The sequence below is a fragment of the Bdellovibrio reynosensis genome, from assembly GCF_022814725.1.
Taxonomy (GTDB): Bacteria; Bdellovibrionota; Bdellovibrionia; order Bdellovibrionales; family Bdellovibrionaceae; genus Bdellovibrio; species Bdellovibrio reynosensis.
This window is the reverse complement of record NZ_CP093442.1, coordinates 2,058,069-2,082,368: the sequence shown is the minus strand read 5'-3', so window position 1 is coordinate 2,082,368 and position 24,300 is coordinate 2,058,069. Positions and strand designations below refer to the sequence as shown.

26 protein-coding genes are annotated in these 24,300 nt (G+C 43.4%); 19 read left to right on the top strand and 7 right to left on the bottom strand.

Features of this window, described 5'->3' with window-relative positions; translation table 11 throughout:
* Positions 1 to 2 precede the first annotated feature (2 nt).
* The 5 genes from MNR06_RS09765 to MNR06_RS09745 are packed head-to-tail and all read left to right on the top strand — an operon-like array spanning position 3 to position 5,799.
* Positions 3 to 350: a DUF192 domain-containing protein gene (locus MNR06_RS09765; RefSeq protein WP_243535515.1), complete on the top strand. Its 348-nt coding sequence runs from the start codon at positions 3 to 5 to the stop codon at positions 348 to 350.
* Positions 337 to 1,974, top strand: coding sequence for an FHA domain-containing protein (locus MNR06_RS09760; RefSeq protein WP_243535513.1), 1,638 nt, complete (start codon positions 337 to 339; stop codon positions 1,972 to 1,974). Before MNR06_RS09765 ends, MNR06_RS09760 begins: the two co-directional genes overlap by 14 nt.
* A complete protein-coding gene (locus tag MNR06_RS09755; RefSeq protein ID WP_243535511.1) occupies positions 1,974 to 3,110 on the top strand; it encodes an FHA domain-containing protein in 1,137 nt (378 codons plus the stop codon). The genes MNR06_RS09760 and MNR06_RS09755 overlap by 1 nt, the downstream gene beginning before the upstream one ends.
* Positions 3,110 to 5,122 (top strand): FHA domain-containing protein, encoded by a 2,013-nt coding sequence (locus tag MNR06_RS09750; RefSeq protein WP_243535509.1) that lies wholly within the window; start codon positions 3,110 to 3,112, stop codon positions 5,120 to 5,122. The genes MNR06_RS09755 and MNR06_RS09750 overlap by 1 nt, the downstream gene beginning before the upstream one ends.
* The gene (locus MNR06_RS09745) at positions 5,122 to 5,799 is read left to right on the top strand and encodes a hypothetical protein (protein ID WP_243535507.1); all 678 of its coding nucleotides are present in this window, start codon (positions 5,122 to 5,124) and stop codon (positions 5,797 to 5,799) included. The genes MNR06_RS09750 and MNR06_RS09745 overlap by 1 nt, the downstream gene beginning before the upstream one ends.
* Here the strand turns inward: MNR06_RS09745 and MNR06_RS09740 are convergent.
* A complete protein-coding gene (locus MNR06_RS09740; protein ID WP_243535505.1) occupies positions 5,796 to 7,607 on the bottom strand; it encodes a sulfatase-like hydrolase/transferase in 1,812 nt (603 codons plus the stop codon). The genes MNR06_RS09745 and MNR06_RS09740 overlap by 4 nt on opposite strands.
* Positions 7,608 to 7,684: 77 nt before the next feature.
* Between MNR06_RS09740 and MNR06_RS09735 the strand changes: the two genes are divergently transcribed.
* Both MNR06_RS09735 and MNR06_RS09730 read left to right on the top strand, forming a co-directional pair.
* The gene (locus MNR06_RS09735; protein WP_243535503.1) at positions 7,685 to 8,314 is read left to right on the top strand and encodes a MotA/TolQ/ExbB proton channel family protein; all 630 of its coding nucleotides are present in this window, start codon (positions 7,685 to 7,687) and stop codon (positions 8,312 to 8,314) included.
* Between the two features lie 2 nt (positions 8,315 to 8,316).
* A complete protein-coding gene (locus MNR06_RS09730) occupies positions 8,317 to 8,721 on the top strand; it encodes an ExbD/TolR family protein (protein ID WP_243535501.1) in 405 nt (134 codons plus the stop codon).
* 47 nt (positions 8,722 to 8,768) lie between these two features.
* On the opposite strand, the gene MNR06_RS09725 is transcribed toward MNR06_RS09730, so the two are convergent.
* On the bottom strand, positions 8,769 to 9,836 hold the full coding sequence (locus MNR06_RS09725; protein WP_243535499.1) for a hypothetical protein: 1,068 nt from the start codon (positions 9,834 to 9,836) through the stop codon (positions 8,769 to 8,771).
* Between the two features lie 135 nt (positions 9,837 to 9,971).
* Between MNR06_RS09725 and MNR06_RS09720 the strand changes: the two genes are divergently transcribed.
* From MNR06_RS09720 to MNR06_RS09695, 6 genes are all read left to right on the top strand, one after another.
* The gene (locus MNR06_RS09720) at positions 9,972 to 10,475 is read left to right on the top strand and encodes a hypothetical protein (RefSeq protein ID WP_243535497.1); all 504 of its coding nucleotides are present in this window, start codon (positions 9,972 to 9,974) and stop codon (positions 10,473 to 10,475) included.
* 106 nt (positions 10,476 to 10,581) lie between these two features.
* A complete protein-coding gene (locus tag MNR06_RS09715; protein WP_243535495.1) occupies positions 10,582 to 11,229 on the top strand; it encodes a diacylglycerol/polyprenol kinase family protein in 648 nt (215 codons plus the stop codon).
* A 43-nt stretch (positions 11,230 to 11,272) separates the two neighbouring features.
* Complete coding sequence (pssA, locus tag MNR06_RS09710; protein ID WP_243535493.1) at positions 11,273 to 12,133, top strand: CDP-diacylglycerol--serine O-phosphatidyltransferase; 861 nt, start codon at positions 11,273 to 11,275, stop codon at positions 12,131 to 12,133.
* Positions 12,114 to 13,127 carry an aspartate-semialdehyde dehydrogenase gene (locus MNR06_RS09705; RefSeq protein WP_243535491.1) on the top strand — a complete coding sequence of 338 codons (1,014 nt, stop codon included), beginning with the start codon at positions 12,114 to 12,116 and terminating at the stop codon, positions 13,125 to 13,127. Before pssA ends, MNR06_RS09705 begins: the two co-directional genes overlap by 20 nt.
* Before the next feature lie 113 nt (positions 13,128 to 13,240).
* The gene (locus MNR06_RS09700; protein ID WP_243535490.1) at positions 13,241 to 14,542 is read left to right on the top strand and encodes a CFI-box-CTERM domain-containing protein; all 1,302 of its coding nucleotides are present in this window, start codon (positions 13,241 to 13,243) and stop codon (positions 14,540 to 14,542) included.
* A complete protein-coding gene (locus MNR06_RS09695) occupies positions 14,539 to 15,678 on the top strand; it encodes a hypothetical protein (RefSeq protein ID WP_243535488.1) in 1,140 nt (379 codons plus the stop codon). The genes MNR06_RS09700 and MNR06_RS09695 overlap by 4 nt, the downstream gene beginning before the upstream one ends.
* On the opposite strand, the gene MNR06_RS09690 is transcribed toward MNR06_RS09695, so the two are convergent.
* The 3 genes from MNR06_RS09690 to MNR06_RS09680 all read right to left on the bottom strand — a co-directional run bounded on the left by MNR06_RS09690 (position 15,679) and on the right by MNR06_RS09680 (position 16,864).
* Complete coding sequence (locus MNR06_RS09690) at positions 15,679 to 15,933, bottom strand: hypothetical protein (RefSeq protein WP_243535486.1); 255 nt, start codon at positions 15,931 to 15,933, stop codon at positions 15,679 to 15,681.
* Between the two features lie 73 nt (positions 15,934 to 16,006).
* The gene (locus tag MNR06_RS09685) at positions 16,007 to 16,258 is read right to left on the bottom strand and encodes a hypothetical protein (RefSeq protein ID WP_243535484.1); all 252 of its coding nucleotides are present in this window, start codon (positions 16,256 to 16,258) and stop codon (positions 16,007 to 16,009) included.
* A gap of 255 nt (positions 16,259 to 16,513) precedes the next feature.
* Positions 16,514 to 16,864 (bottom strand): DUF4189 domain-containing protein, encoded by a 351-nt coding sequence (locus MNR06_RS09680; RefSeq protein WP_243535482.1) that lies wholly within the window; start codon positions 16,862 to 16,864, stop codon positions 16,514 to 16,516.
* Between the two features lie 221 nt (positions 16,865 to 17,085).
* Here MNR06_RS09680 and truA point away from each other — a divergent pair, with 221 nt between their 5' ends.
* Entirely contained in the window at positions 17,086 to 17,883 is a 798-nt protein-coding gene (truA, locus tag MNR06_RS09675) for a tRNA pseudouridine(38-40) synthase TruA (RefSeq protein ID WP_243535480.1), read from the top strand.
* On the opposite strand, the gene MNR06_RS09670 is transcribed toward truA, so the two are convergent.
* Complete coding sequence (locus MNR06_RS09670) at positions 17,880 to 19,043, bottom strand: trypsin-like serine peptidase (protein ID WP_243535478.1); 1,164 nt, start codon at positions 19,041 to 19,043, stop codon at positions 17,880 to 17,882. The two genes, truA and MNR06_RS09670, sit on opposite strands and share 4 nt — an antisense overlap.
* Before the next feature lie 289 nt (positions 19,044 to 19,332).
* Here MNR06_RS09670 and rplM point away from each other — a divergent pair, with 289 nt between their 5' ends.
* The 3 genes from rplM to MNR06_RS09655 all read left to right on the top strand — a co-directional run bounded on the left by rplM (position 19,333) and on the right by MNR06_RS09655 (position 20,707).
* On the top strand, positions 19,333 to 19,773 hold the full coding sequence (rplM, locus tag MNR06_RS09665; RefSeq protein WP_243535476.1) for a 50S ribosomal protein L13: 441 nt from the start codon (positions 19,333 to 19,335) through the stop codon (positions 19,771 to 19,773).
* Between the two features lie 12 nt (positions 19,774 to 19,785).
* Entirely contained in the window at positions 19,786 to 20,184 is a 399-nt protein-coding gene (gene rpsI, locus MNR06_RS09660) for a 30S ribosomal protein S9 (RefSeq protein WP_243535474.1), read from the top strand.
* A gap of 268 nt (positions 20,185 to 20,452) precedes the next feature.
* On the top strand, positions 20,453 to 20,707 hold the full coding sequence (locus MNR06_RS09655) for a hypothetical protein (protein WP_243535472.1): 255 nt from the start codon (positions 20,453 to 20,455) through the stop codon (positions 20,705 to 20,707).
* A gap of 73 nt (positions 20,708 to 20,780) precedes the next feature.
* Here the strand turns inward: MNR06_RS09655 and MNR06_RS09650 are convergent, their stop codons facing one another.
* On the bottom strand, positions 20,781 to 21,176 hold the full coding sequence (locus MNR06_RS09650; RefSeq protein ID WP_243535470.1) for a hypothetical protein: 396 nt from the start codon (positions 21,174 to 21,176) through the stop codon (positions 20,781 to 20,783).
* Between the two features lie 169 nt (positions 21,177 to 21,345).
* Between MNR06_RS09650 and MNR06_RS09645 the strand changes: the two genes are divergently transcribed.
* Positions 21,346 to 23,619, top strand: a complete 2,274-nt coding sequence (locus MNR06_RS09645; RefSeq protein WP_243535468.1) for a response regulator — start codon at positions 21,346 to 21,348, stop codon at positions 23,617 to 23,619.
* A gap of 103 nt (positions 23,620 to 23,722) precedes the next feature.
* The gene (locus MNR06_RS09640; RefSeq protein WP_243535466.1) at positions 23,723 to 24,292 is read left to right on the top strand and encodes a hypothetical protein; all 570 of its coding nucleotides are present in this window, start codon (positions 23,723 to 23,725) and stop codon (positions 24,290 to 24,292) included.
* Positions 24,293 to 24,300 lie beyond the last annotated feature (8 nt).

The following is a 24,300-nucleotide window of genomic DNA, read 5'->3' as shown; positions in this document are numbered from 1 at the left end:
AGATGGCAGTACTTAAGAACTTAACAACAAATCAAACCTTAGTGCCGCAGTTAAGTGTGGCTAGGACCTTTTGGTCACGAGGTAAAGGATTGTTAGGAAGATCTGCATTGCCGCAAGAAGAAGCGCTGTGGATTCATCGCTGCAACAGCATTCATACGTATTTTATGAAGTTTTCAATTGATTGTGTTTTTGTGGATAAAAATCTTCAGGTGAAAGCCATATATCAAGATGTCAAACCTTGGAGATTGGTGGCGCCAGTGTGGGGCGCAAGTTCAGTGATTGAATTAGCAGCAGGGACTGTGACTACTATGAAAATCAACGTAGGGGATCAACTTTATGTGGGCGCTTAGGATACTAACCGGCCCACAAGCGGGTCAGATTATTGAACTAAAAATGGGTCGCAACCTGATTGGTCGCGCGCCTCAGTGTAATATTAAACTGATCAGTCCGGGAGTTTCTAAGGAACATACCGAGATCAATGTTTATCCAGATAAAATCGTTATCACGGATTTGAAATCAAGTAACGGCAGTTACATTAATGGTATTCGAATTCAGAACGGCATCATGCGGTTAGGGGATAAGCTAGGTATTCATGACATCCTTGTGGATGTGATACCTGCTCCTGAAATCAGAAAAACACAAGCTCCAGCTCCTTATTATGGTGGTGCTGCTGCTCCGCAAATGCCACAACCTATGCACATGGGGATGCCTCATCAGGGAATGCCGCAAGGAATGCCACAACCAATGGCTTCCGCAAATGCAGGCCCGATGCCGGGGCCAGCACCTGCATATCAGCCTGGTGGCTTTCAAGGATTAATGGCCAAAGCCCAAGACTATTTAGACCGGGTGGCGTTGCCAGGGGTTTATAAGCTTCCGCAGTATGCGGAACTTAAAATGGTTCTATTGGGTTTTGTGGTTTTATTTATTTTCTCAACCACACTGCTTTCGATGATTCCGATGGTGCAAATCACCAGAGCCAGCATCATCAATGAAAGTAAACGTCGTGCAGCCTCAATTGCGCGAACAGTGGCGACGATCAATCAAGCGGCTCTTTTGCAAAACAGCTATTCGTCATTAAGTACGAATGCCGCAGAATCTGAAGATGGCGTTAAGCAAGTTCTTATCGTGCAACAATCGGACGGTATGATTTTGGCGCCCGCTTCAAGAGCAGGAACAACGCCGGATTTACCATTCGTGCATTCCGCGCGCAGAGAAATGCGCCCGCAAGCCGTTGAGGTTGATTCTTCGACTATTGGTGCAAGTTTCCCAATTGGGTTGTTTGATCCAAATACGGGTGAACAATCAGTCAAAGCCCATGCAATTGTATTGTATGACATCGGAAGCTTAGCTTTTGATGATGGACGGGCTATCAGCTTGTTTATGCAAACTTTAGTGATCGCCTCTTTGATTGGGTTGGTGATTTACTTCTTTATGTACAAGCTTATTGAGTATCCGATTGTCAGCTTAAATGCCCAATTAGATGCCGCGATGAGAGAGAAAAAAGACAATACTGAAGTGAATTTCTTATTCCCTCCATTCCAAGCCTTGGTTGGAAACATCAATAGCTTGCTGACCCGCTATATTCATGGCGGCGGCGATGATGGAAATGGCGCTAACAGTTTTGTGAACAAAGACGGCGAGGCTGAAAACCTAGTTCAGCTAGTGGGTTTTCCATGTATTGCGATTTCCCGTGAAGGTCGCATTATTGCTTGCAGTGCTTCGTTTACGCAAATTGCCCGTGCTGATATTTCAGCTCTTCAAGGGCAGTTGTTTAAAGCCATTCCTGATGTGGCTTTACAACAAAATATCGAAGGTCTTTTAATAAGAACCCGCGAAAACATGCGTGCCATCCACACGGATCAATTAGAGTTTAGCGGACACTTATGTATTCTAAGTTGCCAGGCTATTTCTTCAACAGGGCATGAGCCAGATTATTTTGTAATCACGGTATCTCCGACTGAAGGGGGCTCTTGATGAGTGCTGCTCCGCAGGTGAAGGATACCTTGAAATTTGATATCGAAATCGTGGCAGGACCGCACACGGGTCTTAAAGCGAATTTCTCTAAGGCTTCGGTCTCTATCGGCCGTGGCCCCGAGAATGATATTGTCCTTTCTGGAGATCCCCGCGCCAGCCGTCAGCATGCTGAAATCAAGCAACGCAGTAATGGTGAATTTGTTATTGTGAATTTGAGCCCGAAGAATTTTGTCATGCTTAACGGACAAAATATTCAGTCTGAAATTCTCACTAACGATTCAATCATCTTGATTGGTGATTCTGAAATTCGTTTTAAAGTGGAAGTGCCAACGCCAACGGTACCGCCTCCAAGTGCGGCGCCAGTGTTTTCAGCGCCGACTCCATTTAAGCCCCAGGCTTCGGTGCCACAAGCACCGGCTTATCAAGCGCCAAGACCGATGCAAACTCCCGCAATGCCCCAAGGTGGTGTGCCAGGAATGCCAAATCCTTCTTTTCCACCAGCGCAACCGGTGGGTGGGTATGGTGGTTACCAGCCACCTCCCCCTGGACCTATGCCTTCTGCGGCAAGGGGATCTTCAGGTGGTGGGTTGTTAGAAAATCCAAAAGCGCGGTTTTATGGAATCATTGCCATCCTAGCGTTAGTTGGTTGGTTCTTAATGTCGCCATCTAAAAATAAAGACAATAAAGATCCGAATGCGATTCGGACTTCTTCAATCACTATGCAAGATGTGGCGGCGGCAGAAAAACGTTCCCAAGAATTGCTAATAGTGAAAAAGGAAAAATACGACTCGGTTCAATACCGTCGTTCGCAAGAAAACTTTATTAAGGGCTTCCGCGACTTCCAGCAAGGACAATATGCCCGGGCTCGCGAAGCTTTTCAGGTGGTTTTAAATCTGGACCCTGACAATGAGTTGGCAAAACGCTATTATCATTTGTCGAAGATTAAGTTTGATGAGTTAGTGAAGTTTAATATGATTCAAGGCAACCGCTATAGAGAGAAAAAGAACTGGAGAATGTGCCAGTCCAATTATTCTAATGTCATGACGATGCTTTCAAATCGTCGTGATGATCCTAGCTATAAGGAAGCCAAACAATTTTATGAAGAGTGTACATTGAACATGGAGGGCAGATTCTAATGGCTCGCCTCAAAGTACGCCTTCGCGGCAAACCAGTTTACGATATCACTTTAACGGAAGACCGCGCTTACGTGGCTGGCCGTAAAGAGGATTGCGATATCGTGTTGCAACCTGAAAAAGGCATTTCCCGCGAACACTTTAAAATTTCCTGCGTCAATGGATCTTGGAGTGTTGAAGTCGTTTCCCGCTATGGTGAAGTCATTTATAACGGTGAACAGGTTCAGCAATTTGAATTGCAACATGGCAGCGGTTTTAGTCTGCCGCCGTATGAATTTGAATTCCTAGTTTCCAGTGGTGATGATGTTCCTGTATCTGAAGCCCAAGTTCAAAATTCGAATCTTCCGGCTTTAAGCGGAGATCATGAAAGTTTTGAAGGCAGTGAAGAAAAAACTGTGATTGGGGCAGCGCCTTCTGCTGCTTATATAAAAATCACAGATTCCCAAGGCGAAACCAAAGAAATGATCCGTCTGGATGCAGGTGAGTCCTGGATCGCAGGCCGTGAATCATCTTGCCATATTCAAATCAAAGACAGCCGAGTTAGCCGTCGTCAGTTTGAAATTCGCAGAGCTGGTTCGCAATATGTGATTATTGATCTTGGCAGTGTGAATGGAACTTTGGTGAATGGAAATCCTATTTCTTCCTCAGATCCAACACCGATAAAAAGTGGTGACGCGATCAGCGTGCTATCGAATTATCTTTATTTTGAATTGCACGATGCAAATTTCCAAAGTCGTTTAGAGATGGTGAATGTGCCACCTCCAAGTTCTTTGGTGTTAATGCCTAATGATCCGCAACAATCCATGGACTTGATGCCTTATCAGCAGCATCACGGTCATGTGCCAGTGCCATATCAGCCGCAAATGCAATATCCAACAGTGGGTGGCGCAACTGGTGCTGTAGGAATGCCAGAAGCTAAAGGCAAATTTGATTTTGAAAAAAACCGTCCTAAGATTATTGCGGGCGTTGTTGTGTTGCTTGCTGTGGCTTATTTATTCAGTGGTGATGATGGCAAAGATAAAGTTCCAGCCAATCCTGCTGCTGCCGTAGCGCCAGGTTCACCGCAAGAAATTTTTAATAAGTTAAAACCAGAACAACAAGCCTTGGTTCGTCAGCGTTATAAAGATGCAAAAAATCTTTATATGCAGGGAAAATATCAATTAGCCCAAGATGAAATCGTCAAGATTCAAGAAGTGGTTCCAGACTTTGAAGATATCAAGGAAATTGAACGTCTTTCTAAGGAAGCGATCTTTATCCAAGAACAACAACGTCGTCAGGAACAGATTGAAAAAGCCAAGGTAGAAACTGAAGAAAAAATTCAGGCGCAAACCACCGAATGTCAGAAAAAGATCAATCCAACGGTGACCATGCCTGAAATGGAAGAATGTCTATCTTCCGTTCTGCAATTCAATCCAGAACATCCACGTATCCTGGATTTGAAAACCCAAGTTGAAAGCATTATTGCGCAACGTGAAGCCAAAGATGCCGAAAGAGCCGCTTATCAGGCTTTAGTCAGTCAAATGCGCTCTTTATACTCTCGTGCCCAAAAAGTTCATCAGGCGGGTAAACCATTGGATGCCATAGCTGCTTATCAAAAAGTATTAGCGGCTAAACTGCCAGATCCAAGTGGCCTTAAGAATGAATCGCAACGAAGCATTGCTTCGATTCGTCAAATGATGAATTCAAAAACCGCAAAGTTTCAGGCAGAGGCAGATCGCGCCTATCAAGCGCAAAATTTAAAAGGTGCCATCTTGGCTTTACGTAAAGCCCGTGCCATGGATCCTTCAAATCCAGAGTTGCCTGACAAAATTGAACAATACACTTTAGAATTAAGAAAACAAATGATGTCCATTTACCAAGAAGGCATCTTGGAAGAAAGTTTTGGTAACGTCGATGGAGGAGACTCTAAGGCTGGCGCCAAAGATAAATGGCGTAAGATTTTAGATTTAGATGTTCCAGACGGTGAGTACTATAAAAAAGCTTACATCAAGCTTAAGAAATACGGGGCGCTATAATGAAGCTGCAAGAGCGTTCTTACAGTACAAAAATCCTGCGCCCCAAGCCGCTAATCTATCAAGAAGACGATGGGTCTTTGATTGTAATTGCTACTTCCTGGGGGCAGCCAGAACATGCTCAGCGCGCTTTAGATGAAGTCGTAAAGTACGTTCGCGCCGCCCAATCTGATGTGGAAGTGACTTCACCGTTTGAATTTCTAAGCTGTCTGACGGATGAAATTAATTATGTGCGCACGGGTATTCTTATTGCGAATGATCTGCTTTATCGTGGTGAAAACAAAATGGAATATTTTTCGGGCGTAGAAATTTTGGCCATTTTTAAACGGGGTAGCCAGATCGCTTGGGCTCAGGTAGGCGCGCCCACTTTGATGATTCAAAGAAAGAACCGCGGTTTGCAGGCGCTTTCGATCGGGACGGATCTTTCAAGTGAGTTTCCAGATCAGAACTTACCACCGTTACCGTCGCAACTTTTGGGATTAGAACCTACTTGTTATATTCAGTGTGGTCACACCCATGTGGTTGAAGGTGATCAGTTGGTTTTATTGGCAAGCTCGAACGTCGCAACCTCTTTATGGTCCAAAGATTCCCAAGATGCAGACCTTTCCACTATAACCACAAGAATGATTCAGGATGACCCTGAAGCACCATTCTGGTTGGGCCTTGTTTCCGTAGACTAATTTTCATCACTCTGCAGCGATTTATAAACTTGATTGCGCAGCTTTGTATATTCCGGCAGATGCAAGGCAAGTTCCGTGCGGGAAGGGGCAAGAACGTTTTCCCTTGCTGTATCCCAGATCATCACGGCTGCTATGTTGGCTTTTTGAATCTGTTGATCAAGCATGTAGTTTCTAAAGGAACGTTCAAATTTCTTTCTTTGAACTTCTTTATTCAGCCCACGGTCTTCAGAACGAAGCCAATCCACGTATTCAAGAAAAAGCGGATCATTACAGCTCTTAAGCTGTTCAGCTTCTAAAGCCGGAATTGTCAGTAAGTTAAAACAAGGATCAAACCCTTTACTGGGCTTTGCGCCTTGATTTTTTTCGCCCACATACGACCACGTATAAATACGGTGTTTGTTTCCAAGAGATCTTAATGTGTCCCAGTCTTTCTGGTTTAAAGCTATCTGCGCCGTCCAATTCAATAAATCCAAACTGCGCGGAAAATTTCTTGAAAGATTTTTAAGATCTTTTAAAAGAGCGGCTTCTTGATCAGGACGCATCCACCGTGAAAAAGACAAACTGAATTTACCAAGCCATTCGGCTTCTAAGTTTGCAGAAGGTGGAAGCTGATTCTTTTGCAGTAAAGACTGCAATTTTTCGGTCGTAGGTAAAACGCTTTCTTGCAATAAAGGTAATGGGTTTACTTCGAATCGATCTACTAGCGTATTGTATAACAATGGCTTTTCGTCATTAATGTATAGGACATGACTTGCAATAGCGGCAGATCTTAAAGGCCCCGCCCGGCGCCACAACGGCCAGCCAGATTCCAGCAGTAAGGGACGATCTTCAGACCAATTGGCATTGGGAGTTTTTAAAACTCCTGAAAGTGAATGCACCGGAAAGGAAGACCCGGGGGTATCAACAATAGTTTCCCCTAATAATTCAAACAATGTTCTGCCAACATCAACTAAGCTGACGTTTTGATCGACCTTCCAATGAATGGCTTGATCGCGCTTTTTGGCTTGGGATGGTTTTATGAACAAGGCAATTTGCGTATTTTCACCATGCAGATTTATCGGGGATAGCTCTTTATATCGTGGGCTTGAAGTGTGCCCGTTCAAACCAGCCAAGATAATCGTGGTCGAATCCCAGCGGTTCATTTGTTTAAGCTGAGTAAATAAATCTGCCAAGCTTTCATCAAGCTCGTCACGCTGACTTTCAAAACTTAAGTTTCTGGTTTCACCTAAATCAGTCACAGTTTCAGTAGTAGTAAATAATAAATCCGGAACATAAAGAATACTAAGAAACGCATCGCCATCAACGTCACTATTCAGCCACTGGATAAACTCTTCTGTATTCTTTTTGAAAGGTCTAAATAGACTTTTAAAATTAGGCAGAACGTTGTCTTCGAAAAGTTCAAAACCTTGATTTAATCCAGAGCGACGAAAGATCGGAGCGCCCCCAGAAAAGAAACTTGTTCGGTAGTCCTGCTTTAGGGCAAGTTCGGATACTAATTCAAACTCAGCTCCTAGACCTGGTCCCCCGTTATGACGAACTTTATGTTGATGGGGATACAAACCAGTTAGCAAAGATGCCAAAGCAGGAGAAGATAATACAGAAGGTGTGAAGGCATGCGTGAAGCGCACAGACTCGTCACATAGAATCTTAAATCCTGATTTTGCCTGTTCATCCTGACTGCAATTCACATCTGTGATCGTCAGTTCATCAACGGCGATTACTAGGATAGAGTTTTTGTCATTTGTCTTGCAAGACAGCTGGACTAAACTCATGAGAGTCAGAATAAGAATGAAAATGATATTCCGCATACCTTGACCAAATGTAATGGTTTTAGTGATAATGGATCAATAAAAAGTATCAGTCAAAGATTTGGAGGAAATCACCAATGTTCGCAGAAAAAATATTCGCCGTAGCTCACTTAGCCGATCAAGCTGTTTTGTGGGTACTCCTAATCTTGAGTGTCGTTAGTATCGGAATGATTTTAGAGCGTTATTTTGTGCTTAAAAAAATCTTTGGTGAATCACAACGTGTACGTTCCCGCATCAGAGTCGCTTTGCAAAGCAACAGCCTTGAAGACGTCGAAGACCTTGCAAAAGATATCAATTCTGTTGAAGGTCGTGCAGCAAGTTATGCTTTAAAACACATGCGTGATTCAGGCAGCAAAGGTTTGGCTGAAATTTTTAATACATTTGCAGCCAATGAACGTCCTGATCTAGAAAAATCCTTAAGTTTCCTGGCAACCATCGGCTCAAATGCCCCCTACATCGGATTATTTGGTACAGTTCTTGGTATCATGAAAGCGTTTAATGATCTTGCGACAGCGCCAGAGGCAGGACAGCAAACAGTGATGGCGGGTATTTCTATGGCCCTAGTTGCAACTGCAGCTGGTCTTTTTGTGGCGATTCCAGCGGTGGCTTTTTACAACTATTACAGCCGCCAAGTTAAATCGATCTTCTTAAACCTAGAAAGCGTTAAAGAGCTTTGCTTAGCATACGCTAAGAAAAAAGGTGTGTAGTAATGGGTTTTCACAGTGGACAGGATAACGAATCAATAGCGGACATTAACGTTGTCCCATTGGTAGATATCATTCTGGTGGTATTAATCATTTTCATGGTGACTGCGCCAATGTTCATGAAGCCCACCATCAATGTGAACCTGCCAAAAGCAGCCAGTGGTGAACAGACTGCGCCAAGCAAATTGAATATCGCTTTGACGGCCGACGGAAAAATTAATTTAAACGGCACCTTTGTAAATGAAGAAGAAGTTCGCGCAAAAGCAATTGAAGAAGTTGCTAAGAATGCTGAAGTTCAAGCGATCATTTCTGCAGATAAAGACGTTCCCCACGGTAAAGTGGTAGGGGTGTTAGATGTGGTTAAAGGATCGGGCGTTAAGAAATTTGCGATCAGTATTGATAAGAAATAAATTTCAAAAATGACGAAATTAAAAAGGGCTCTTAATGAGCCCTTTTTTTATTGTCTTACCCAAGCACAACTGTTCGATAGTAATTTTAACTTCTTGTTGTGGCATTCAAAAGTGATTGCGCCCTGGTATCTATAACCATTTCCGTCATTATAGCGGTTGCCGTAATAGTCTTCCCAATTCGGATTCGGTTGCTTCGTATGAATGCGTGGGATGTCAGTACGACAATTAATGGTGATCTTTTCCATGTAAGCCAGCGTGCGTGGGATATTATAATCATAAAGTTTCGTAATATCCCGAAAGCGGTACAGGATGTTGTAGCTATCATAGCTTTGGTGAAGCAAAAATTTTCCACGGGGACCATCAAAATACTCTGTAAAGAATTGATATCCCGAATCGTAGGTTCCGTTTGTATAAGTAAAGTAAGAACCGCCATCACAACCCACAGCGGGCTCTTGAATAGCGACCCGAGCTAAGGATGATTTTAAGGTCGCGCCCCCAGCATCTTTGATTTCAACGTAATAAGTTCCTTCTTTTCTGTATGTGTCTGCATAATCAGACAGGGTGGAATATTCATTTTGACCACCCTCTATTAACTTCCCGTTTAAATACCAATGGAAGGTATACGGAGATTTTCCGCCAGCAACATCAACATGCAAATCAAATCGAGCGCCTTCGTTAACCCCAATACTTTGTGGTTGTTCGACAATTCTAAAAGTATTGTTATTCGTGTTTCCACTGCTTGAGCCAGTGTTTGGGCGACCCGAACCTGTATTCACAGCTCCACTGCCCACGGATATTGCGCCCCCCGATGAAGCACTCACTGAAGAAGCACCGCCGCCCGAGGAGGAGGAGGAAGACCCACCGCTAGCACCTTTACCGCCAGCGGAAACACTGCCGCCCGAACCACCGGGACGCTTATCCCAGATAGAATTTTGGGCTGAGCTTGAACTCAATGAAGTTTGCTCTTCTTTCGCGCAAGAAGAATCGCCCTCGGCACAAGTCGAGTCAGGATTTGCAGGAGCACAATTTTGAAAGCTTAAAATGGTGAGGGAAGCGATGATAAGCGCTGAAAAAAGGCGAAAGTTTCGAATTCTTTTAAGAATGCGTCCCTTCATAGTGATTCCCCTCCGATTCACTAGACTTAAATACGGAAGAAATGTGGAAAACCTTGAGCAAAAGATGGCTTGAGGGGCAAACCAATCTCAAAAAGAGTCACTAAAGTCCTGCGGTAGGAAGCCGATGTACTTATTATGTTTAAACGCCCTCCAACGGACACCCATTTTATTCTTTTAACTTTAGCGCTTGTGTTAGTGATGGCTGTGCCGACTTTTAATACTCTCGTTAGTAATGAAGAAATCAGTGAAGAAGACGTTTTGATGGTTTCAACGACTTTAGCGTCGCGTACACCAGCGAGTGTTCCTGCGGTGGCCCCTATGAAAGTGGAATCCGCTTTATCAAACCTGACTGCTTTTGACTTAAGCTGCCCGAAGCCGGGGCTTGAGGCTATTTCCGTTACTGGAAGTTTTGTGCAATTTCAGGGTAAAAACTGTTTAAAAAATTATAAAGACGGCGACGTAGAGATCGTTAATAAAAGCAACGGCTACACCGCTTCTGTCTTTAGCCGCGGAATTAACAAATACCAAACCGACCTTATTCAGTTGCAAAAGGGCGAAAATGAAATCGCCATTCGCTACCGTGAAGGTTCCGGAAAAGCTGTAGAACAGATCATACGCGTTCGTTCATCACAGATTTAATTCAAACATTTCAATCGCTTAATGCATCCTGCCAGTGGAGTATCAATTAAATTGATCTTCTTTGGACCTGCCTTTAAGTTAGCCCCAAATGATACTTGAAGGACTAATGCAACCAGTGGATTTGAAGAAACGTTCGGACATTCATTATGCACGTAAGATCTGGCATATGTCGGGAGTCTTTACGATGTTCCTTGCATATGTGTATCTTCCGCCTGCTGTGTCCATGATTATTCTTGTGGCCGCATGGTTGATGTTCGTTCCTTTCGATTTTTTGCGTCATAAATATCCAGCTTTGAATGATTGGGCTGTTCACGCCTTTAAACCAATCATGCGCCAAAGCGAGGTGAAGAAACTAGCCGGCACGACATTCCTTCTTTCAGGTGTGCTTATCGTTGATATTCTTTTCCCACGTCAGATCGTCGCTTTGACTTTGTTATTCCTAGCATTCGCAGATCCCATCGCTAGTTACTTTGGTATTTTGTACGGCAAAGATAAAATTTTTGGGCATAAATCAATTCAAGGTTTTATGGCTGCATTCTTTGTGTGTGCTGCGCTGACTTTTGCATATTTGCTTTATCATAATTATCTGATGGATCGCTTGATTGTGGTCAGCTTGTTTGCAGGCCTTGTTGGAGCTTTTGCAGAGCTTATTCCTATCGGAAAACTTGATGATAATTTGACCTTGCCGGTGATGAGCGCTGTAGGTCTAACGATCCTGTTTTATTTCTTTGGATTTTTTGCCATTGTCGGATAGTCTTCTCTAGCTGAAAAACCCCTTTTTTAGCAGGGAGACTAGAGTGGCTACCGAGACACAAATCGATAAAATTGATGCTGATGATGCCCGCGCACAACGCTTGGCGATGTATATCTATATCCTTCCTAACTTGATGACCACGGGAAATTTATTTTCCGGTTTCTTTGCAGTCATTCAAGCTATCAAAGGAAACTTTTTGTTTGCAGCTTACGCGATTGTCGTTGCTGCCGTATTTGACCAACTTGACGGCCGTTTGGCTCGCTTGACTCGTTCAACAAGTAAGTTCGGTGCTGAATACGATTCACTTTGTGATTTAGTCAGCTTCGGAATGGCTCCAGGTGTAATGTTGTACCTTTGGGCTCTGCAACCATTTGGCCGTTTAGGTTGGGTGGCGTGCTTCCTTTATGTCGCCTGTGGGGCTTTGCGTTTGGCTCGTTTCAACGTCCAAGCTAACGTTGTAGAAAAAAACTACTTCCAAGGTTTACCAATTCCGATGGCAGCGGGTATCGTTGCTTCCTCCATTTTGGCTTTCCAGGATTTAGAATTAGAACCCATGGGAAATTATGGTCTTTTGATCATGACAATTCTTTTGGCGTTAGTGATGGTTTCAAACTTCCGTTTCCGCAGCTTTAAGGATCTTGATCTTAAAGAGCGTCTGCCATTCCGCTATTTAATTCTTGGTGTAGGTGTGATCGTTATCGTAGCACTTAGACCAGAGGTTATGCTTTTCGTTCTATTCATGGGTTACGCTGCTTTGGGCGCAATCTTTGGAGTTTTCAAACTTGGTAAAAACATCCGTAAAATTAAACCAAGCGTTTATGCACCGGCATCGGTTCATGAAAGCGACTTAGTCCTTGAAGAAGAGGAAGAAGAGGTTAAGAAAGATGACAAAAAGAAAACTTAAGGTCGGAGTAGTGGGCGCAACCGGAATGGTTGGCCAAACGTTCATGAACATTTTGGCAGAGCGCGACTTCCCAATTGCAGAGTTGCGTCCTTTTGCATCTGAAAATTCACTAGGTAAAAAGATTGAGCTTCAAGGTCAGCAGTGGCCTGTGCAAATCCTTAAGGATGGCTGCTTTGATGGTCTTGATCTTGTGTTCTTTTCTTCCGGTGATGATATTTCTAAAGAGTGGGCGCCAAAGGCCGTGCAAGCCGGGGCGTTTGCTGTAGATAACTCTGCGGCCTTCCGTATGGATCCTGAAACAGTTCTTGTTGTGCCAGAAGTGAATGGCCATCTGGTGACGAAGGATTCCCGTCCCCAAGTTATCGCAAACCCAAATTGTTCAACTATTCAATTGGTAGTGGCGTTAAAACCGTTGGCTGAAAAATTCGGACTTGAAGAAGTGCGCGTAAGTACATATCAGGCGGTGAGCGGTGCTGGTCAAGGCGGCCATGATGAATTGATTGAGCAAACTTCGAATCATACAAGCCAAAACCATCAGGCTAAAACTTTCCCGCATACGATTTTATTTAACTGCATTCCACAAATTGGTTCTTTCAATGATGAAGGATACTGCAGTGAAGAAGTCAAAATCATGAAAGAAACCCGCAAGATCTTGGGTCAAAAAGACCTTAAGGTTTCAGCATTCACGGTTCGTATCCCAGCGTTGAATGCACACAGTGAATCTGTGTGGGTGACTTTAAATAAAGAAGTCAGCCGCGAAGAAATGATCAAAGCTTTGGGCGATTTTGAAGGCATAGTTTTGCAAGATGAACCAAAGAAAAGCGTTTACCCTTTAGCACGAGATGTATCAGGTAAAGATCCGGTCTATGTAGGCCGAGTTCACCGCGATCCTGAAAACCCAAAAATGTGGTTGATGTGGGTGGTTTCTGACAACATCCGTAAAGGCGCTGCTTTAAACGGTATTCAAATCGCAGAAAAAATCTTTTTTAGCTAATATTCTTGGGTGCTTTGACATCAAGTAGCTTGCGTGGTTCGATTAAGTCTATGGCTCTTATTCCACGGATTGGATTTCAGAGATTTTTAAGCGGTTTCGCTATCGCAGGCTTGATGTCAGTTCCAGCATATGGAGCGACACTTGTTTCTATTGCTGGTGCTTCGGCGACGGATCTTACGACTGCAACTAAACCGATAATTTATGCGGGCATGACTGCGGGTTGCACGGGGGACGGTGAAACAACCTGTGACAGTTGCACGGGGGTAGAACAAACCACTCCCATCACCAGTAAGCTTTGGACCTGCAATAAAGAAAATGTTTATCCGAATCTAAAATTGACGATCACGATGACTTCAACTGCAGCAGCAACGTCATCGCCCTACATTAAAATCAACGACACCACGTTCACTCCAAGTATCGCACAAACCTATGTTGATGGAACTTTGATCACTCAGATCACATGGGCTGAACTGTGCAACGCTGCTGGAAAAAATTCTGACTGCACCGGTGGAAGTTTTTCGATCGAGATGGATGTAGGCTTAGAATCTACTGCCGGTACAACGACAACAGATTCTTTGCCATTCAAAGTGACAGCGCGAGTGGCTGCGACGGACGGCAGCGACTGGCTTTATACAGACTGTAATACTGCGGATTCAACAAGTAACAGTGGGTTCTGTCATTTCAAAGTTTTTCCGGGTGATGGAAAAATCTATGCTGACGAGCTTGCAGTCGATCAAGGTTATCCTTCCACTCCTGCTTCTGGTGTCACATATTCGAATGTCGTATTTTTCTATGAAGAACAAGCGGATGGTGAAGCTGATACGGATACAATTGCTAGCATTTCAAATGCCTCACCTTCTTTTGTTGTGGGTGTGAACACGGCGGGTGCTAAAGTTCAAGACAACCGTATTGATGGGCTTATAAACGAAAAACGCTATTGCATGGTGATGGCCAATAAAGATGTCACGGGAATCATTTCTTTTTTCACTCCGATTCCGGGAACATCAGGATCACCAGTGACAGCTAATGAGTTGTGTACTGAGCCCGCACCGGTGATTGGTTTATTAGACGATAAAAATTGTTTTATCGCTACGGCGGCTTTCGGCAGTGACATGGCGCCTGAAGTGCAAAGTTTCCGCGATTTCAGGAACCAGTATCTTTTGACCAGCAAATGGGGAACTGCTTTTGTAAAGTTCTATTATAAGCACAGTCCTTTTTACGCCAATTTGATCGCTGAAAGTGAAATAGCAAAAACAATAGTCCGCGCAGCACTATGGCCTTTATTATTTTTCGCTAGGATGAGCGTTGCCTTAGGGTTTTTCACAAGTTTGATTATCTCGTTGATCGTCGGACTTTCACTTTTTGAAATGTATCGACGTTTGGTATTTAGAAGATCTTACAGAGGTGAGCTATGAAAAGCTGGCAAAAGTATTTGCTGTTAAGTTTCACCTTGCTTGCTTTTCAATCAAGCTTTGCTCAAGACGATGAAGATTCAGCACCCAAGGAAGCCCCCTTTGTTGAGGAAGACAGCGAATTTGAAGATGTTTCTTCTGAAGAAGAACCGGTTGATTCTTTAACAATTGAAGATGAAGTTCAATCGGCTGATGTCATTGAAAAACAAGAAACTAAAAAGGAAGCGGTTAATTTAAATCAGCAAGCTGATCCTGATAAGAAATTAGAAGAAGAGCTTTCTTTAGACCCCGAAACGCCTGTTGAAGCCGAAGCTGAAACTAAACTTGAACTTGAACCTGAACCTGAAGTTGAATTCGAAACACCGGTGGAAGCCCCCGTGGTGGAAGTCAAACCGTCCCCCGCACTTCAGCAAAGTCCTATGGTGCAAAAATCGGCAAAAGGCGGGGTCGAGTATATTCACCATCCCCAGGCAGCCCAAGGTTTATTGGCTATCACTAAAGAAGGTGCATACATCTATAAAACCAAGGAAGAAAGAACCTATAATCAAACAGGTGCCTTCCGAATGGGGATGATCAATCCACCTCGCATTAGTTCTTCTAATGAAAATATTAATTTTAATAACATGTATTCTAGTTCGCAACAGCCCATCGTCAGCTTCGATTTTGAATGGCAGCCCTTTACCACCTATGGAAAGTTAGGCTTGCAGGCGGGTTTTGGATTTTTAGTCGCTTACGGTCAGGGAAGATTTGTTGGCGGTTCAATGGATGGCCAAGAAGCCAAAGAAGAATACACATTCATAGCGGTGCCCTTAAATTTAGGTGTTGTCTACCGTTTAGAGTGGATGAGTCGTCAGTGGTTTGCCCCGTATATTAGCGGCGGCGGAACTTATATCGGTGTTGCTGAAATCAGAGACGATGGAGCGTCACCGAAGGCCGTGGGAACTCCCGGCGCTTATGGCGGCGGCGGAATTTTATTTAATATTTCGGCTTTGGATCGCGAAACCGCATTCACATTAAGTTCTGAATACGGCATCAGCAATTTGTGGGTGTCTGCAGATTTTAAGCAATTGCAGACCTTTAGCGAAGACTTAGATTTCAGCTCCAGTATTCTTGGAGCTGGAATCGTGGTCGATTACTAATTACTGAGCAGGTTGGCAAGATGCAGAGTAGATCACACCGTGAAGAAGACGAGTGTGAGAGATTTTGCAAGACAAACCTTGCTCAGCACAGTTGTAACGGATTACAGATTGGCCTTTGTCGTTTTGAGCAACTACGTTGTTTTGGTCACACCAGCTAAGGTAAGTAACGTCATAGTCTTGGTGGCCATATCCTTCAGAAGTAAGAGCCATTGCAGATGAAGAAACAAGCATCAAAGCAGCGATTAACATTTTCATTTTATACTCCAGTATATTTAATTTTTAAAAATTCAAAAAAAACCTACTTCGACAAAGTCGAAGTGCAGGCATACTACTTAGCTACGCAACCTGCGAAATGAGTGATTCTGTTATGACGTTGGTGAGCTGGGAATTGTTGGCAAACCAAACCTTGAGCAGCGCAGTCTTCAGAAGTGTGGTTCACTCTGTTGATTTTTACATCGCCATCACAGTAGCTAAGGATTTCGATGTCGATACGGTCGAAGTCTGGACGAGTAGAAACTAGGTCAGAGTTAGCCATTGCAGTTGTAGAAACCATCATTAATGCAGCGAAAAGAGCTTTCATTATTTTTCTCCTGTTATTATTTATTTTTTATGGGGCAGAGAAATACGGCTAAAGACAAAATTCGTCAATAGACCGTGAAAATTGAATATGTAAAGAAGATTGACACCGCAGTTGCCAGCGGCTTTGACGGAACAAATGTGTGTGATAAAAACGACTCTGATTACTCTCGGGTAACAATGTAAAATTAAACCTGATTTATTCAGAAGCGCCTGGCGAGTTTTAGTCTCCAGGTCACTCCTGAATTAAAAATTTTTTTTAATTTGTTCTTACGTTGACCAGAACTCGGCAAGAAGTCGTACCAGAGTTACAATAGTACATTGACCAGTACAAAGCTTCATACCGGTTGGTAGAGTAGCCTACTCCCCAAACTGTTCGATATGTTTTGCTTACCGCCAGGGCAATGTAGTTATTGTAGCCGACTACACGCAGTTGGCAGTAGGTGGCAGCACAATAAGAAAGCGCGGTGCTTTCAGCCTGGGCACGGGTAGACCATCCGTATGAATATCCGTAGCGGCCTGTAACCGTATCATAGGCGATGGCTCCCCAGCCCGCAAAAGCCATACTTGAACTGAACATGATCATCAGTGAAAGAATCAGTTTTTTCATATGTCCTCCTTGGAAAAACCTGCGCTCAGTATATTCCGGCAAAGTATTCAGGGAACCTAGGCGAGTGAGTAAAATCAGAAACTTTGAAGTCGAGTCTCAGTCGGGTTTGTTGCGAAGTTTGGATGCACCAGTCAGTTTTATTACCAAGAAGGTTTTTCCTGGTCCCTTCAAGGAATGAATCTATAGATGCGCTCATTTTAGGTGTGTGTTAAACAAGGGGCATGAATACAAAAGTGCGCTTCACGGTCGCCTATGATGGAACCGGCTTCTGCGGTTGGCAGAAACAAAAACCCGAAGACCAAATCTCTGTAGCTCAAGTTATCGAAGAAGCTTTACAGAAAGTCTTCGCTGAAAAGATCGTTTTGTTTGCGTCGGGCAGAACCGACGCGGGCGTGCACGCTTTAAATCAGGTCTGCCACTTTACTACTTCAAGAAAGTTAGATCCGGCTAAAAAATGGGATTTTGCCTGGGCTTTGAACTCTCAGTTGCCGGCCTCCATAGTAGTGAAAAAAGCTTGGATCGCTCCTGAAGAGTTCCATGCGACTTTGTCAGCGACTCACAAGACATATCGTTATTTGCTAATCAATCAACCTCGCCCCAGCGCCCATATGAACCGTTATGCGGCTTGGGAAAGAAAACCTATTGAGCTTTCCCACTTGCAGGAAAGTTCTAAGTTTCTGATTGGTGAACATGATTTCAAAAGCTTTCAGTCCGTCGGGACTCCGGTTAAGGACACCATCCGCGAAATTTATCAGGCTGAATGGGCCTTAAGAAAGCCAGGCGTATTTCAGTTTACTGTGACGGGAAGTGGGTTTTTAAAACAAATGGTGCGAAACATCGTTGGCACTGCTTTGATGATTGAAAAAAAAGGCCACTCCCCAGAAGAAATGGCTAAAATTATCGCTGCCCAAGATCGCAAGAAGGCTGGTCCCCCAGCCCCGGCTCAAGGGCTTTACCTGATGAAGGTTTATTACCCTGAAGAGCTTAACAATCAGTGTGTTGAACTGTTTCCAAATTAATGGCTATTGCAAGTCAAATTTCGCGTATAAACTCTCTTGATAACGTCTCTTCCGGTAAAAGTATAAGTTTTGAAGTTATAATATTGGTCTCCGGCTCGCATCTGCTTTTGACCGGTCCACGAAAGTGTTCTGCCTTTTGCAAAAGTATGTAGCTCAGAATTCGCGTCAACAACCGCAAGCAGTCGTGTTTCACCGGGTTGAATTGGTTTCCAAGAATCACTTTGAACAGAAAGATTCTGTTTAGTTTGAAAATACGTCCAAGTATTAACTTCTTGGTAACAGCTGTTCCGAGCATAAAAATTTACAACAGTTTCCTTACTTTCGGTCGATGCTGTCTCAAAAGTTTTTGGCAACTCATTTTTCCAGGACAAAATTCGATTATAAACATCTTGGTCGATTATCACTCCACCATTCGGGTCCCAGTTTCCTGCTTTTATTTTGGTTCCCCAGTCATAAATACCGTAGATAACTTCTTTGCCATCGCTTGCTCTAATCCCCTTGATGCCACTTCCTGACATGCCTGGCCATGTGTCGCAGTAGAATTTCCATTGGGTACCGGCGATTTCAGCTGGGCATGTTACTTTCCACATGGTCCCAAATTCTTTGTCTGACGGATAACCAACTAGGGTTACATTGTGATCCTTCATGGTGGTGTGAACATCAAATCCCGACCAGCCTACTTCGTCTCCAACAGCGACTTCTAGAATTATTACGGCATAATCAAAGCTATAGTCTTTTCTAAGGTTATAATATTCCCTAGGGATGTAGATTGTTTTCCAACCCACAGGATTATAGGGCAGGTTTCGATTTCCCATTCGGCCTGGAAAGAACTGAATGTTTGTAGCCCAGGTCCGATTGTCATCATCAAATACGCAATGAGCCGCGGTCAGCACCTGTTTTGGCCCGATGAGCGTTGCAGAGCAGTTGCCATTATCAGTCGTAAGATGTCCCACTGTTCTTTGAGGATAGTTGGCACCATCAAAAATTTGCCCCCGCAAATATTTTCCTGGTAGGCCCCACTGAAAGTTTTCCATTTCAACTGGAAGAGATCCATAGGATGGTTCGGAGTTCCCTAAAGGGTTCAAAGCAGAATTTTGGGAGTAAGAAGAATTCGACAGCAAAAGTAACAGGGCAACCAATGGAAGGATTTTTTTATTCATTACGGCTCCTTGAAATTGATGCGATGTATTAATGCGTATCCTAAACTAACTCAAGTTTTTCCTGAGAGCTTATGGTTTTTTGGGGGAGTTTTGAAAAAATTAGCGCCGGTCAGGAGGGTTTTGCGAAAAGGTATTATTCCCGGTCAGGACCTTGACATTGGGTGTAGAGAACTCTAAAACATCCCTTCCCGCAAAATAGTGTAAGAGCCCGTTGTTAAACTCAAACATATTTTTGCCGAGCGTGCAGACGGTAAAACTACACGTTCACAATGAAACTGGAGAACCCAAAATGAAAACTTTCAATGCAAAAGCAGAAGAAGTTGAAAGAAAATGGTGGATCGTTGATGCCGCTGACCAAAAGGTCGGTCGTGTAGCGACTACTATCGCAACAATCCTTCGTGGAAAAAACAAAGCTATCTACACTCCTAACGTTGATACTGGCGACTTCGTAGTTGTTATCAACACGGACAAGATGGAGCTTTCTGGAACTAAATGGGATGACAAAAAATATTTCCGTCACTCTCGTTTCTTCGGTTCTTTGAAAGAGATGACAGCAGCTCAAGCAAAACAGAAAGATTCTACTTTCATTATGCACGAAGCTGTTCGCGGAATGCTTCCAACAAACAAGCTTTCTCGTCAAATCATCATGAAAATGAAAACTTACCCTGGTGCTGAGCATCCTCATGCTGCTCAAAAGCCAGCTCTTTACACACTTCCTTCTAAGAAGTAATAGGAGATAAACATGGCAGCAGCAGATAAATTCTATTATGCAACTGGAAGAAGAAAAACGAGCTCTGCGCGCGTTTTCTTGAAGCCTGGTAAAGGCACTATCACAATCAACGGAAAAAAATCTGATGATTACTTGAGCCGTATGCAATCACGCATGGTGATCGTACAGCCTCTTGATCTATTGGGCCAACTTGGCAAGTTCGACGCTAAAATCACTGTTTCTGGTGGTGGTGAGTCTGGACAAGCTGGTGCAATCCGTTTGGGTATCACTCGCGCGTTGATCGCTTTCAATGCTGAGTTCAAAGGAACTCTTAAGAAAGCTGGATTCGTTACACGTGATCCTCGTATGGTTGAGCGTAAAAAATACGGTAAAGCCGGCGCTCGTCGTAGATTCCAATACTCTAAGCGTTAATTCGCTTGGTACTTCATACCAACTTTGGCGGCTTGTCCGCCGAAGCCTTGGCGAAGGTGGAACAAGAAAAGGGAACTGCAAAGTTCCCTTTTTTTTTGGTTATTTTTCTCTCGAACTCTCCTGTTCCATAACTCTCTTTACGAACCTCTCGATAATATTTTGTCAAAAGCGCAGTACAAAAGTTGTGTTTAGTTTTTCCGCAAAAATGTAATTCTACTTTTATTGCTCGCATTTCATGCTGGTGTTAGACCCATTATAGGGGGAACGAATGAGATTTGGCATTATCGTCTGTATGTTGCTAATTGTTGCCATAAAATCTAATGCTGGTGCCACCGGCAATTCGGGAAAGACGGGAACGATTCAAGAAGTGCTAGAGTCTGAGTGCAAGATGAAGGCAACTGATGAAGAAGCGTTGCTTTTGATTCGCGCGCTATATTTGACTTGTGTCCCGGGAACAAAGGTTTTCTTAGATGAAAACTGTGAAGTGCGATGTTTGAAATCCAGCGACCTGGTTGGGCGATAAAAAAAGGCTCCTCTAAGGAGCCTTTTTTATTTTTAGGATACCGATAGGCATCCTATCTATCAGAAAACAATAACTACTTAGTGCAGTACAAAGGATAGATGTTTCCTTTAGCGAACAAGATGCCTTGGAAAGAACCATCTTTTTCAGCGTTCAAAGTTAGGAAACCAGTGTTAGTGATAACACCGTCATTTGGATCTTGAGCAGAATGATCTGTCAAAGCCATCATTTGCAAGAAACCGTTAGCCAATTGAGCGTCTACAGTCCCTGGATCCATTTGTGCGAAGAAATCAGAGCCACCGCTTTTTTCGCTTAAAGAAGCGATGATGTAGTCTACAGATGTATCATCAGCTTTGGTTACAGTTAGAGTTACAGAGTTTGTGTTCGATGGAACAACACAGTTGAAAAGAGTTGTGTCTGCCATTGCAGAAGAACCGATAAGAACCAAAGCTGCTGCGATTAGTTTTTTCATTTTTACCCTCCCAGGTGTATTTCGCACAGGAAGGCTATTTCAGGGCAATTGGCGTTGCAAATCAAATGCGATGCAATAGTTGCACTGAGTCTGAAAGAATTAGACATATAGCCGTGGAATTGCCTATGCTTAAGGGATGATCGCTGTAGGACACGTTTTTGGATAGATCATGATTAAAAAGCTTAAGCTGATACATATCTTTTTTTTGAATCATGCTGTCACCACTTTCACCTTATTATTGGTCATGGTCGTGTATGGGGTTCATCTTTTCGTTTCTGAAAGACAGAACATCAGCGAACGTATAGAGCCGATTCTTATCCGTGAAGCTGATTTGCTAAATGCGGAAGTTAAATTTTTAGAAGATGACGTCAATCGCCTAAAAAATATCGTCGAGTTCTTTGATGTCATTCCGAAAAAGAATCAGCGCCAACAAAAGTTCATGGAAGTCGCAGCGCAAAGTTTTGCTGATCATCCCAATCACTATAACGCTTTTTTCGCCTTCGTTGGCGATAAGGCGCAGAAATATTTCGGTCATCCAGCTTATGTTTTCACGGTGAAGCGCAATAGCGATAATACAGGAATTATCACCAAAGAATTTCTTGATACAGGATTTGAAAAAAGTCCTGAAGTGCCCGAAATGCAATGGTGGTGGGGCAATGTGAATAAGCCTGGCGTGAACTTTACCGATTTTTACTTCGATAAAGATTATACAGAAAAGCTTATGTACAGCACGACGGTTGGGCTTTTTAACAAAGGAAAGTTAGAAGCTGTTGTTGGTATTGATAATCTTGTTACGGATATTCCTCGACGATTGAGTGATTTTAAGTGGGGAGCAACGGGTGGAATTCTGATCGTAGATAATAAAGGTCGTCCCATTTTGCCGTTGGCGACCAAGAATCTGCCGCTTTTGGGGTTTTCATATTCCGCAATTGCAAATTATCAAGCTTACCAAAGGCTTCCGAAAACTTCGAACTTGGTTTTCTCTGTTCAAAATAAAAAGCTTCAAGAATTTGCCGGCGTTGACGGAAAAACTTATTTAACTTACGCAACGGCGATCAAAAACCGTCCTTGGAATTTAGTGATGTATCAAGAAAAGAGCGAAGCCTATGAGGGCCTTTACTGGCGCCTTTTCGTTTTAGGTTTTGTAGCGCTTGCGGCTTATGGACTTTTAAGTCTGACTATCTGGCTTACAGGTCGCTATGTTTTAAGTAAAGAACAAGCTTCATTTGAAGAACTAAAACTGCAAAGAGACCGCGCTGAAACTGCGACCAAAGCAAAAACATTGTTTCTTTCAACCATGAGCCACGAGATTCGTACCCCGCTCAACGCGATGTTGGGATCTGCTGAACTTATGGAAGAAACCGATCTGACAGAGGAACAGGCAGAACTATTAACAACCTTAAGAAGTGCCGGCGATACCCTGCTGGGAATGCTTAACAATGTTCTTGATGTGTCGAAGTTTGAATCAGGTCACCTGCACCTGGAAAAAAGGGAATTTTTGTTAAGTGATGTGGTTCGAGAGGTCGACGCTTTGGTTTCACCTGTCGCTTTACGAAAAGGCTTAACCTTTACAATTCATGGGCCAGAGTTGGATCGGTGGGTGATTGGTGATTCTTTAAGATTAAAGCAAGTGCTTATGAATCTGTTAGGTAATGCCGCGAAATTCACTGACAAAGGTAAAATTGAACTAACCATTCAACCTTACCTTGGCAAGAATGGCTCGGAATATTTCTTGTTTGAGATTCAAGATACTGGTGTCGGGATTGCGAAAGAAAATCTTAAAAAAATCTTTGATGAATTTGGTCAGGAAGACTCGTCAGTTACCAGAAGATATGGTGGCACCGGTCTGGGTTTAAATATTTCACAAAAGATTGTTCGAGCTATGGGTGCGGAGCTTTACTGTGAAAGCGTTCAGCAGCTGGGTTCGAAATTTTACTTTTCGATTTTGTTGTCAAGTCGGGTGGCTCATCCCTGGGAAGTGCAGCGCCCGATTGCTCCCGTTGAATCACACACCTTGCAAGTGAAAAAGTCAGTGACACAACGACGGGTTCTAATTGTGGATGATATGGAAGAAAATCATGCACTGATGAAGGCCTATTTAAAGCGTCTTGACTATGTTGTTGCTGATTCGGCTTACGACGGTTTTGAATGCTTAGAGAAATGTCATAAGTTTCAATATGATCTAGTATTTATGGACGTACAGATGCCCCGCATGTCAGGCCTTGATACGATCCGCAAGCTTCGCGATATCGAGCGTATCTATGAGCGTCCCGCTGCACCCGTGGTGGTTATCTCTGCCAATAGCTTTTTAGAAGATATCGAAAAAAGCCTAAGCGCGGGTGCCAATGATCACTGCAGTAAACCGATTCGTAAACAGACGGTATTTGAATTGGTGAATAAATACTGCGTATCTCCTGCTGAGACAGAGGCTGCAAACACTTAAGACAGCGTTAAGTTTCTAACAGCTTATCCCGATATTACGAAGGTCTGAGGGCGGAACGGATCTTGCCTTTATTCATTACGAGACGTGATTTTTAGGGGGAAATGTGAAAAGACTATTGGCAGCCGTATCGATGCTGTGTCTCGTTTTGGGATTCCAGAATTGCAGTCAAAGCTCCTTGCAGGGGAGTGCCGAACAAGCTAGTTCGCAGGTTGCTATTTCAGTTCCCACTCAGAGTGGTGAGTCGTCATCTCAGACGGTCACTTATATTGAAGTCCCTAATATTTCAGAAGACTCTTCTGTTGCCCAAAAGGCCGCGGAGCTGACTCCCTATCGTTTGGTTGTATCCGTTGATTCAGGTACCATTCAATTAATGGATGACAGCAATAACGTAATTGAAAAGCGTTGTTTGGATTCTAGCCATCTTAAAGAACTACAAACGATTCTTGCCGGTTCAAGCGTGTGTGCAGTCCAAGCGTCTTCGGCAGATGTGTGTGCAATGAAATATACGCCGGGTTATGCTTCCCTTTATGCCAATGAAAAACGCATCAACCTTGGAGAGCAAAGAGATTCTTGCGGCAATGGCAAGAAAGACCTTTGTGGTGGTTTAGCAAACGTTTTTCAAAACTACGTAAGCTTTCTGCGTTCGAACTGGTCTGAAATGAATTGCCAATAATTCCATTC